Here is a 10,157-nt window from a genome sequence, read left to right as displayed (position 1 = left end):
CGCGCTGCCGGACGTCGCCAATCGGCCGGTGGCGCCGCCGGCGGTCGCTTCTGCGCCCGCTGCGCCGCCACCGGCAGTAGCCTCAACGCCGCCGACGCTTCCGCCGGCCGTAGCCTCAGCGCAACCTGCGCCGCCGCTGGCAGCCGCCTCGGCGCAGCCTGCACCGCCGCCAGCGATTCTGTCGGTGCCGAGCCTCGCGCTCCTCAACGAGGGGCCCCCGATCGCGGTCACGCCGCACAAGGGGCCGCGTTTTCCGTTTCACGCGTTGCCCTACAAGGACACGTCGCGCGACGGCACGCCCGTGGACGTGGAGCTGCTGACATTCATCCTGCCGGATAAGTCGCTGTTCTTTCTGCTTCAAGAATCAGGTCAGACCGATCCGCGCATGACCGACCTCATCAACTCGGTAAAACCGCCAAAATAAATTGATAGCAAACTCGTTGCGGTGCTGAACGATCGACGTGAAAACGGGGCCCGCAGGCCCCGTTTCTTTTAGACGGATCGATCAGATCGCGTAGCGACTACTCGTCGTCGCCACCGCCATCGTCACCGCCACCGTCATCATCGCCGCCGCTGTCGTCGTCGCCGGCGTCTTCTTCCGCGTCGTCGTCGCCAGCATCCTCTTCCGCGTCGTCTTCAGCTTCGGCATCATCGTCGCCCTCGGCGTCGTCTTCGCCGTCAGCGTCGTCTTCAGCTTCGGCATCGTCGTCGCTTTCGGCATCCTCGTCGTCCGCCTCGGCGTCGTCTTCGGCTTCGGCATCCTCGCCGTCAGCGTCGGCATCGTCCGCGTCATCCTCGGCGTCGTCGTCTTCCGCGTCGGCATCGTCCTCCGCGTCGTCGGCGTCCTCTTCGGCATCCTCGTCTGCGTCGTCGGCATCTTCGGCGTCAGCATCCGCGTCGTCCGCGTCTTCATCCGCATCGTCGTCGGCGTCGTCTTCGGACTCCTCGGCCTCATCCTCCGCGTCGTCGTCGGCGTCCTCTTCTGCGTCTTCTTCGCTTTCTTCCAGGGTCTCGGCGGTCGTGGTTTCTGTCGCGGTCATCTCCGACGAGAAGCTCTCGCTCAGAACCGCGGCGGTCACGCCGACACCGGCAAGAAGCGCCGTTGTTTCCAGGAACGTCATCACGTCGAACGATTCGAGTTCGGTGAAGGCGCTCTTGCCCACCGCCGACACGTAGTGCTCATAGTCCGCAAGAATATGCTCGTTCCACGGCCGGCGGGCATGCTGGAACAGATCGATGACGATGTGTTCGTAGTCCGCCACTTTGTAGGGCTGGATCTCGAAGTCCACGCCCTTGCCGCTGTTGGTGACAGGCGTCGTATCGTCGAGCCACGTCTCGCGCGGCGGCTGCGACGGCACCTTCGGCACGAAGACCCAGCAATCCGCATCGTTGAACTTGGGGTTCAGCAGATAGTCGTAGGGCATGTAGCAATAGCCCTTGTCGCCGAAGTCCGTGCCCCAGGAGTTGCGGACGATGAAGACCTTTTCGCTATCGGAGTAACCGACGGCGCACATCGAGTGGCCGCTGTGCTTCTCGCGGGCGAGGGCGTCAGGCGCCGGCATCGGCACGACGCCGCCCTTCTTCGTGCATTCGTCGAAGGAATCGAAGAGAGCGATGCCGAAGACGATCGGCTTGCCTTCGGCCAGCGCCTGCTTCCAGGCATCGAGCTTCAGCGGCACCTGCGCCATGTCGTGGACGCGGAACGGCGCGCCCTCTTTATAGGCTTCGGCACCCGGCTTCTTCAGGATCAGGCGCGGATCGAACGGCCAGGCCTTTTCGGCGCAGGCGCCGAATTTCTGCAGGCCTTCCATCGCCAGCTGGATGACGCTGCCCTCGTCCTTGTCCTGCGATCCGTCGCGCCAGCGGGCGTTGTAGTAGACGAACAGGCGGCTGATATTCTGGTCCTGCTTGGACGCCTTCTTGATCCAGTATTCGTAGGCGCCGGCGACCGCGTTGGCGACGCAGGAGCTGGTCTGGCCCTGGTCTTCGACCGGCGTCATCAGCGGGCGCAGATCGACCTTGTTCGGCAGTTTGCCGAACTTGACCGCGATCGACGGGGCGTATTGCGCCGCGCCGGCCTTGGCCGCCATCGGCGTGTAGCCGGATTTTTTCGGCTTGGCCTTGCCGTCGGCCGGTGCCACGTCGTCGCCACCGGCTTCGCCAGCGTCGGCCTTGGTGTCCTCGCCGTCCTCGTTTTCGGCCTCGTCATGATCAACCTTGCCGGGCGCGCGGCCGTGCTTGGCATGCGCCGGGTGCTCGTCTTCCGCGTCCTCGGCTTCCTCGGCTTTCACCGCGGCGTCTTCCGACTCCTCGATGTCCTCGGCTTCGGCCTTGTCGGCGTGCTCGTCGTGGCCATGAGCCGGCTTGTGGTGGTCCTCGGCCGCGTGTTCGGCTTTCTCTTCAGCCTCCTCTTCGCGGGCTTCGGCGAGGTCGGCCTCGTCTTCCGCTTCGTCCTCGTTATCGTCGGCGTCCTCGGCCTTGCCGTGGGGCGGCTCGACGCCTTCGTCCTCTGCGACGTCGTCCGGCTTCGGCGCGTCATGCGTCGCTGCGGCCTTGGCCTTTGTTGCGGCTTCGGCTTGGTCGTGGAGGTGCAGTGCCTCGGCCGCGACGCCGCCGGCAACCAGCACGGCGGCAATGCCGGCGGCGGGCTTCAGCAGCGAGGAGATGCCCTTTTTCTTGGGCGGCACGGTCGCTTGCGGCTTGCTGACCGTGCCTTCATTAAAACCCGGCGTTGGCGCCGCAGGCGGCGCGACTGGCGCGGGCTTCTCGGCCGGTGCTACGGGACTGGGGGTCAACGCGGCCTTCGGGGTCTCGGCCACGGGCGCATAGGCCTGGGCCGGTGCAGCTGGCGCATAGGCTTGCGCTGGCGCCGCGGCGGCCATTGGCGGCGCGGCGATCGCGGCCTGCTTCGGCGCTTGCGCGGAGGTGTTCGGCTCGGCCAGGGAATCCAGCGATGGTCCAAGCCCACTCAGCCGCGCCGACAGCGACGACGCCTGGCCGGTGGGAGGCAGCAGCCCGGCGGACGACAGAACCGTCGTGATTTCGGCGATCGATTTGTCCAGCGACTGCAGCGTCTGGTACCGCGGATCCTTACGCAGCTCCTCGGCGACGCCGTCGCGCAGAGCCTTGAGCTGGGTCAGAACATTATTGGGCATCGAATTCCCCTCTGAACGCCGGCTGCATCAGCCAGGCGTCTCATCCGACCCTACCGGTCGCGCGTCGGACGTTGCGCAACCGGGCTCACAGGGTCAAGCGGCGGAACGATCTAAGTTAACGAATGGTTAACGTTATCAACGAAACTGGCGGATACTTAAGTCTAAGACCCCTATTATTGCGGGAAAATAAGAGCCGCTGCGTCGAGACCGAGTGCGCGATACGTGCCGACCGCAAGATCAGCCGGCAAGTCCAGAGCACCGACCCGATCACGGTGGAGCGTCACGACGTGATTGCCCGTTGCCGCGAACATCCGGCGGACCTGATGGTAGCGGCCCTCGGTGATCGTCAGCGCAGCCTGGGTCGACGTGTGAATCTCGATCAGCGCTGGCAGCAGCGGCTTGGCCTCGCCGGCAAGCGTCAACGTGCCCGATGCGAACAGGTCCGCCTCGTCGCCGCGCAACGGGCGCGCGAGACCGACCTGATAGCGCTTCGGCACGTGGGTCTTCGGCGCGATGATCCGGTGCAGCAGGTCGCCGTCGTCGGTCAGCAGCAGCAGTCCGGACGTATCCTTGTCGAGCCGGCCGACGCTGGAGATCGGCGGTTCGCGCAGCCGCCATCGCTCCGGCAGCAACGAATAGACCAGCGCGCCTTCGTCCTTGTGCGAACAGGTCATGCCGAGCGGTTTGTTGAGCATCAGCACGATGCCGGGCAGGGGGTCGAGCGGGGTGCCGTCGATCTGCAGGCGGGCTGCAAGATCCGGCGTCATCGCGACGCGCGCCTCCGCCGTCGGTAGCGCCGCGCCGTCGAGCGTCACGCGTCCGGCGCGCGCCATCGCCTGGACGTCGCGCCGCGAGCCGTAGCCGAGGTTGGCCAACAATTTGTCGAGCCGGACCGCGGAGGCCGGCTTGCTCATTTCTGCGCCTCGTAGACTTTGTAGCCCGAGGCTTCGACCACGGGCGTGATGCGTTTGAACAATGGCTTGAGCACGGCCTCGTAGGGCAGGTGCCGGTTGGCGGTCAGCCAGAGGCGGCCGCCGGTGCGCAGCGACTCCGCGGCCCGGCGGATGAAGGTCTGGCCGAGGCTGCGGTCCTCGGCGCCGCCGTCATGGAACGGCGGGTTCATCACCACGAAGTCGAGCTTCGTCAGCGTCGCATCGGGCTGGCGGACGTCGGCCCAGCGCACGGTAACGCGGGGATCCGTGACGTTGCGTTTCGCCGCTTCCACCGCACGCCGGTCGATATCGAGGAGCGCCAGATGCGTCAGCTTCGGCGAGGCAAGCGCCGCCAGGGCGAGCGTGCCGATGCCGCAGCCGAAATCCGCGCCGCGGCCGGCGAGAGCCGGCAGGTGCTGAGCCAGCAGCGCGCTGCCGGGATCGAGCCGGTCCCAGCTGAACACGCCGGGCTGCGACCACAGGCCGTCGACCTGGCGCGGCCCGCCTTCGGCGAGCGCCTCGTCAAGGCCGACGAGCGTCGCGGGGCGCACGCCGGTACAGATGCGATGATGGCGTTTCGCTTGATCCTGGACGATGCAGCCGAGGGCTTCGAGCTCGGCGGCGAGCCGCGAACCGCCGCGATCCTTCGGCGCCAGGATCGTGAACGGCGCGCCGGCGGCCAGGGCCTGCAGCCCGAGCGCGGCGGCGTAGCGTCGTTCGATCGTGCCGGGCGGCGCGAGCATGACGAAACCGGCAAGAGAGTTCGGCGCCTGCGCTTCGAGCGCGGCGGCTCCCGGCATGAGAGGCGAAAACTGGATCGCGCCTGGCGCCGCAGGGCTCAAGCCATCGGGGGGCGCGCCGTAGAGCCCCTGAAATTCGTCGTCGGTCAAGCCGTCTCCATAAAGTCTGCCGGCCACGCGACCGGTTCTTGATCATGCGATAGGGGATATCCGCGTCGCTGCCCAGAGCGCCCGTGTTGGCCATCCGGGGCTCGCCGGCCTATAGTCGCGCCATGGCAGGTTCCACCGCCCATCCGTTTCGAACGCGCGCCGCAGGCGTCGTGGCGATGCTCGGCCTGATTCTCCTGACGTTCGGCGCCCTCGCGCCCGCGCAAGCGCAAGGCTGGGGCTTTTTCGGTGGCCTGTTCGGCGGCGGCCAGCCGCAGCAGGCCCAGCCGCCGCAGACGGATCGCAAGCTCTACGCGCCGCGGCGGCGGGTCGTGGCGCCGCGGCCGCGTGCCGTCGAGCCGAAGGACAGCGAGGCGGCCGCCGCGCCCAAGCCCCCGGCGGTGCCCCCCACTCATTTCGTGGCGGTTCTGGGCGACAGCCTCGGGCAGATCCTTGCCTCCGGGCTCGACGACGCGCTGAGCGATCGGCCGGACGTCGGCGTGTTGCACAAGGCGCGCGATTCGACTGGCCTCGTTCGCGAGGATTTCTACAATTGGCCGAAGGCGGTCGAGGAGCTTCTCGCCCCGGACAAGAGCGTCGCCGACAAACCCGGCGCCAGCGAGAAGCCGGGCGCGACCGACAAGGTCGGCGCCAAAACCATACCAAGCCATGAAAAGATCGACGTGGCCGTGATGATGATCGGCGCCAACGATCGACAGAGCCTCAGTGAGAACGGCAAGACCTACGAGTCGGATTCCGACGAGTGGACGGCGATCTATACCCGCCGGGCGATGGCGGTCGCCGAGGCGTTCAAGAAGAAGAACATTCCGTTGATCTGGGTCGGCGTTCCCATCACCAAGAGCGACGATTTCGCCGACGACATGGCCGCCTTGAACGATATCTATCGCGAGGTCGCGGCCAAGACCGGCGCGACCTTCGTCGACACCTGGGAAGCGTTCAGCGACGATAACGGCGACTTCAGCGCCTTCGGCCCGGACATCAACGGACAGACGGTGCGGCTGCGCTCGGCCGATGGCATCCACTTCACCAAGGCCGGCGGCCGCAAGCTCGCGCATTTCGTCGATACGCACATCCGTCGGGCGTTGGATCAGGAGAAACCGTCCGAGCCCGCCGTTGCGACGCCGCATGGGCCCGAGGCCGGAAAACCAGGGCCCACAGCTGCAGCCAAGCCGGATGCCGGACCGGTCAAGGTGCTGACCGAAGCGCCTTTGGCGACCAACGGCGTGCTGGTCGTGCCGTCGCAGACCCGAGATGTCGCACGGCGCGACCCGTTGGTCGAAACCACCTTGGTGAAAGGCGAGGCGCAGGCGACGCACCCCGGCCGCGCGGACGATGCGTCCTGGCCGCCGCGCTGAGCGCCCGCTCGTAGAGCGCCCCGACAAATCACGGACCCTTCAAGGAACAAAGCGCCCGATCGGCGGGTTCTAACAATGTCAAAACTATGACAGCTTTGCCGAGGGTTCGAAGATGACGGGGTTCAACGCATTGAAGGGCGGCGTCATGGCCGCATCGCTTTCTCTCCTTCTGGCCGGCCAGGCTTCGGCCATGGATCTGGGCACGCTGTTCGCGCCCGTGCCGCTGCCGAACGTGCAGCAGGCCAACGTGCCGACCGATCTCGAGGTTGCGCCGCCCAAGGCCGGTCCCACCCATGTCGTCGTGAAGGACCCGACGGAGGAGAAGGCCGGCACGATCACCGTCGATACCAAGAACCGCTATCTTTATCTGTCGATGGATGGTGGCCAGGCGATGCGCTACGACATCGGTGTCGGCCGCGACGGGTTTGCCTGGTCCGGCCAGGCCTATGTCGCGCGCCGCGCGGAGTGGCCGACCTGGACGCCGCCGAGCGACATGCTGAAGCGCCGCCCCGATATCCCCCACCACATGTCCGGCGGGATCGAGAACCCGCTCGGCGCCCGCGCGATGTACCTCTACAACGCCAAGGGCGACACGATGTATCGCATCCACGGGACCAACGAGCCGGACACCATCGGCCATGCCGTCTCGTCGGGCTGCATTCGTCTTCTCAATGCCGATGTCATCGATCTCTACGACCGCGTGAAGATCGGGGCGCACGTCGTCGTTCTCTAGCCTACGCGTCACAAACGAGAGATCGAGGCGGCGGCGGAGCGATCCGGGCGTCGCCTTCCTCGTTTTCGCCGCTTTCCTTTCTGAGAAGACTTGGTGTCTGAGAAGATTTGGTATCCGGGAAGAATTGGCGCCAAGTCGCAAGATGCGGTCCGATTTTCCGTCAACGCTTGGGTGAAGTGATGTCTCGCAGATTATGGGTTGCCGCTTGTCTCGTCGCCGGCGTAGTGACATCGATCGCGTCGCCGGCCTTCGCCCAGTATCCCGGCTATGGCGCCTACGATACGGATCCCTATCAGACCCGTCAGCACGATTACGGCTCCGGCTACAACGGCGGCTTCTCCTACGAGCGGCCGGTGTACCCGAGCTATCCCGACGATCAGGCGCCGCGCGCCCGCGCCCCGCAGGGTTATGCGCCGCCGCCCTACGCGGACGCCTATCCCGATCCCAGCGAGACCGACCCACGCAATGGCGCAGCGTCCGGACCGCCGAGCGACTACGATCTCGGCGACACCGCATCGCATAAGACGGCGCAGGTTGTCCCCAACCCAACGCATCAGGCGCCGGGCACGCTGGTGGTCGATACGGCCACCAAGCATCTTTATCTCGTGAAAGCCGATGGCGAGGCGATTCAATACGGGATTGGCGTCGGCCGCGAAGGCTTCGCCTGGAAGGGGACGGCGACCGTGCAGCGCAAGGCGGAATGGCCGGCCTGGGTGCCGCCGTCCGACATGCTGAAGCGCCGGCCCGACCTGCCGCGTCGGATGGAAGGGGGGATGGAAAACCCGCTCGGCGCTCGGGCGCTCTATCTGTTCCAGGGCAACAAGGACACGATGTTCCGCATCCACGGCACCAACGAGCCGGACACGATCGGCAAGGCGGTGTCGTCGGGCTGCATCCGCATGATGAATGCCGATGTGATCGACCTCTATCAGCGCGTGCCGGTCGGCGCCAAAGTCGTGGTTCTCTGACGATCCACGACCCCGGTCTCGCGAACGTGTGCGCCTTCGGAGCCGGGAATGAAGGCGTCGAAGGCGGCCCAGAAGCGCTCGCGGATGTCGTCGCGTTCCATGATGACTTCGTGGCGCGCCTCGGCCAGCGTGATGCAGTGCCCGGCCTTCAGGCGCGCTGAGAAACGCTCGGTGGCTTTGGTGTCGACGATGCGGTCGGCACCGGCGGCCATGATCAGGATCGGCGTCACCGTCTCGATGGCGAAGCGCGGATTCTGAAAGCGGTTCATCAGCCTGAAGGCGGCATGGAGCCAGCCGATCGTCGGGGCGCCCACGGCCAGGTTAGGCGATGTTTCGATCGTCACCGAAGTGCGGCTGTAGCGTTGGGGATCCGAGGTCAATGGATTGCCGTCAAACCCGCGCTTGAAAATCGAATCTTCCTGACCGCCGGGAATGAGCATCGCGTCGAACCCGAGCCAGGCGGCCACCGCCATGAACCGCGCGATCGCGTTGCGGAAGCGCAGCGGGAGATCGATCATCGGTGCCGAGAGGACGAGCCGGGCGAAGGGCGACCGGCCGTCGTGGGCCTGGTCCAGGAGGATGGCGCCGCCCATGGAATGGCCGAGCGCGAACCATGGTTTTGTGGCGAACGGCCGGAGAATCTGCGCTTCGATCGCTGCGAGGTCGCGCTTGTAGGCGTCGAAATGCCTGACGTGGCCGCGCCGCCGCCGCGCGATCTCGCGATCGGACTGTCCCTGTCCTCGCCAATCCACGATGACGACGTCGAAGCGCCGATCCAGGAGATCGGTGATCACCTCGAAATATTCCTCGATGAATTCGCTGCGGCCCATGGCGATGAAGACCGTGCCGCGGCCATCGCGGCGGGCAACCCATCGCGCGACCCGCAGCGTCAGACCGTCCTCGGTCCGCACAGCGGAGATGATCGCATCCGGCGGGATCGGATTTCCGGGCGTCGCGAAAAGGTCCATCCGGAACTGCCTCGTGTCTGAGTTCGCCGTCGTCCTACGAACGGGCCGAACGCTTTCCGCTTTGGTGACATCACCGAAGCGATGAGAAAGCATTCTCTTTCGAACGTGGAGCATTTTCTTGACCACAAAAGTCTACAACTTTTGTGGAAAGTGCTCTCGGTCAAACTTTTTGCTGCAAGAGCGTTCCCAAAGTCTTGCAAAGGATTTGCCGCAAACCCATCCTCCTGTCTGCGCGGGCCTGCGGGACGCGCACAGGACGAGGGTTTCGGCCAGATGGCGGCGCCCCCGTGTCATGTCGCTTCATCAAGGAGGATGTGTTTATGCGTCAGTACGATCTATCACCGCTTTACCGGTCCACTGTCGGTTTCGACCGGCTCTTTACGATGCTTGATCAGGCGTCGAACGGCGATGCCGTCGCGGGCTACCCGCCTTACAACATCGAGCGCACCGGAGAGCTGAACTACCGCATCAGCGTCGCCGTGGCGGGGTTCGCCGAACCGGAGCTTTCGATCGAATCGAAAGAAAACACATTGACCATCCGCGGGTCCAAGGACGCCGCCGCCGAGGCGCCGACCGTCGCAGTCCGTCGCGAGGTGCTTTACCAGGGTATCGCCGCCCGCGCCTTCGAGCGCCGCTTCCAGCTCGCCGATCACGTTCAGGTCGTCGGCGCGACGCTGGAACATGGTCTGCTGCACGTCGACCTCGTTCGCGAGATTCCGGAGGCCCAGAAGCCGCGCCGGATCGTGATCGGCAAAGCGGGCGCTCAGCCCAACGTCCAGGTCGTGGACAACCAGCGCGCGGCCTGATCGGCTCGCCCGGTCATGGGAAGGCGCCCGTTATGGGCGCCTTTTTTAGTCCGCCTGGGTGTGACGTTTACTGGAAGTCGCGCCATTTCGTGGCGGGGGGCGCCGCAGGCTCTTCCGCTTTTGCGGCCACGGCCACGTCCGGCGCCTTGGCCTTCTTTGCGGCAACGGGCGCCGGCTTCGTCTTTGCCGCGACCTTTTTTGCCGCGGACTTCTTTTCGGGCTTGTTTTCTCCTGCGTCTGCGGCCGCTGGCGGATTGGATGCTGCGGCTGAGGCGACCGGTGCGGCGTCATCGGCGGTTTTTTTCGCGGCGGCTTTTTTCGCGTGCGCCTTG

General features: G+C 65.8%; 10 protein-coding genes. 6 read left to right on the top strand and 4 right to left on the bottom strand.

The genetic code is table 11. The annotated features are described in order from the left end of the window. On the top strand, window positions 1-424 hold a 424-nt coding region (locus GSQ79_RS28970; protein WP_210253059.1), incomplete at its 5' end, for a hypothetical protein. 97 nt (window positions 425-521) lie between these two features. Here the strand turns inward: GSQ79_RS28970 and GSQ79_RS10695 are convergent. The 3 genes from GSQ79_RS10695 to GSQ79_RS10685 all read right to left on the bottom strand — a co-directional run bounded on the left by GSQ79_RS10695 (window position 522) and on the right by GSQ79_RS10685 (window position 4,977). Then, window positions 522-3,155, bottom strand: a complete 2,634-nt coding sequence (locus tag GSQ79_RS10695; RefSeq protein WP_158808707.1) for a C1 family peptidase — start codon at window positions 3,153-3,155, stop codon at window positions 522-524. A gap of 173 nt (window positions 3,156-3,328) precedes the next feature. Next, on the bottom strand, window positions 3,329-4,069 hold the full coding sequence (locus GSQ79_RS10690) for a pseudouridine synthase (RefSeq protein ID WP_158808706.1): 741 nt from the start codon (window positions 4,067-4,069) through the stop codon (window positions 3,329-3,331). Beyond that, on the bottom strand, window positions 4,066-4,977 hold the full coding sequence (locus GSQ79_RS10685) for a class I SAM-dependent methyltransferase (protein WP_246725250.1): 912 nt from the start codon (window positions 4,975-4,977) through the stop codon (window positions 4,066-4,068). Before GSQ79_RS10685 ends, GSQ79_RS10690 begins: the two co-directional genes overlap by 4 nt. A 122-nt stretch (window positions 4,978-5,099) precedes the next feature. Here GSQ79_RS10685 and GSQ79_RS10680 point away from each other — a divergent pair, with 122 nt between their 5' ends. From GSQ79_RS10680 to GSQ79_RS10670, 3 genes are all read left to right on the top strand, one after another. Next, entirely contained in the window at window positions 5,100-6,350 is a 1,251-nt protein-coding gene (locus GSQ79_RS10680) for an SGNH family hydrolase (RefSeq protein ID WP_158808705.1), read from the top strand. Window positions 6,351-6,462: 112 nt separating this feature from the next. Then, window positions 6,463-7,083: a L,D-transpeptidase gene (locus GSQ79_RS10675; RefSeq protein WP_158808704.1), complete on the top strand. Its 621-nt coding sequence runs from the start codon at window positions 6,463-6,465 to the stop codon at window positions 7,081-7,083. Between the two features lie 179 nt (window positions 7,084-7,262). Continuing rightward, window positions 7,263-8,051 (top strand): L,D-transpeptidase, encoded by a 789-nt coding sequence (locus GSQ79_RS10670; RefSeq protein ID WP_158808703.1) that lies wholly within the window; start codon window positions 7,263-7,265, stop codon window positions 8,049-8,051. On the opposite strand, the gene GSQ79_RS10665 is transcribed toward GSQ79_RS10670, so the two are convergent. Continuing rightward, entirely contained in the window at window positions 8,012-9,019 is a 1,008-nt protein-coding gene (locus GSQ79_RS10665) for an alpha/beta fold hydrolase (protein WP_158808702.1), read from the bottom strand. The two genes, GSQ79_RS10670 and GSQ79_RS10665, sit on opposite strands and share 40 nt — an antisense overlap. A 320-nt stretch (window positions 9,020-9,339) precedes the next feature. Here GSQ79_RS10665 and GSQ79_RS10660 point away from each other — a divergent pair, with 320 nt between their 5' ends. Next, the gene (locus GSQ79_RS10660) at window positions 9,340-9,825 is read left to right on the top strand and encodes an Hsp20 family protein (protein WP_158808709.1); all 486 of its coding nucleotides are present in this window, start codon (window positions 9,340-9,342) and stop codon (window positions 9,823-9,825) included. A gap of 146 nt (window positions 9,826-9,971) precedes the next feature. Further along, window positions 9,972-10,157 (top strand): hypothetical protein (locus GSQ79_RS28965; RefSeq protein WP_210253058.1); only part of this gene is annotated, 186 nt, incomplete at its 3' end.

The sequence above is a fragment of the Beijerinckia sp. L45 genome, from assembly GCF_009765775.1.
Classification (GTDB): Bacteria; Pseudomonadota; Alphaproteobacteria; order Rhizobiales; family Beijerinckiaceae; genus RH-AL1.
Note: the sequence above shows the minus strand (reverse complement) of the source record. Positions and strands in the feature narration are given on the sequence as shown.

What these genes read in the sequence shown, in the direction of transcription:
- GSQ79_RS10660 (WP_158808709.1), top strand. Translation starts at nt 9,340, where the DNA reads ATGCGTCAGTACGATCTATCACCGCTTTACCGGTCCACTGTCGGTTTC.
- GSQ79_RS10695 (WP_158808707.1), bottom strand. Translation starts at nt 3,155, where the DNA reads ATGCCCAATAATGTTCTGACCCAGCTCAAGGCTCTGCGCGACGGCGTC.
- GSQ79_RS10665 (WP_158808702.1), bottom strand. Translation starts at nt 9,019, where the DNA reads ATGGACCTTTTCGCGACGCCCGGAAATCCGATCCCGCCGGATGCGATC.
- GSQ79_RS10670 (WP_158808703.1), top strand. Translation starts at nt 7,263, where the DNA reads ATGTCTCGCAGATTATGGGTTGCCGCTTGTCTCGTCGCCGGCGTAGTG.
- GSQ79_RS10690 (WP_158808706.1), bottom strand. Translation starts at nt 4,069, where the DNA reads ATGAGCAAGCCGGCCTCCGCGGTCCGGCTCGACAAATTGTTGGCCAAC.
- GSQ79_RS10680 (WP_158808705.1), top strand. Translation starts at nt 5,100, where the DNA reads ATGGCAGGTTCCACCGCCCATCCGTTTCGAACGCGCGCCGCAGGCGTC.
- GSQ79_RS10675 (WP_158808704.1), top strand. Translation starts at nt 6,463, where the DNA reads ATGACGGGGTTCAACGCATTGAAGGGCGGCGTCATGGCCGCATCGCTT.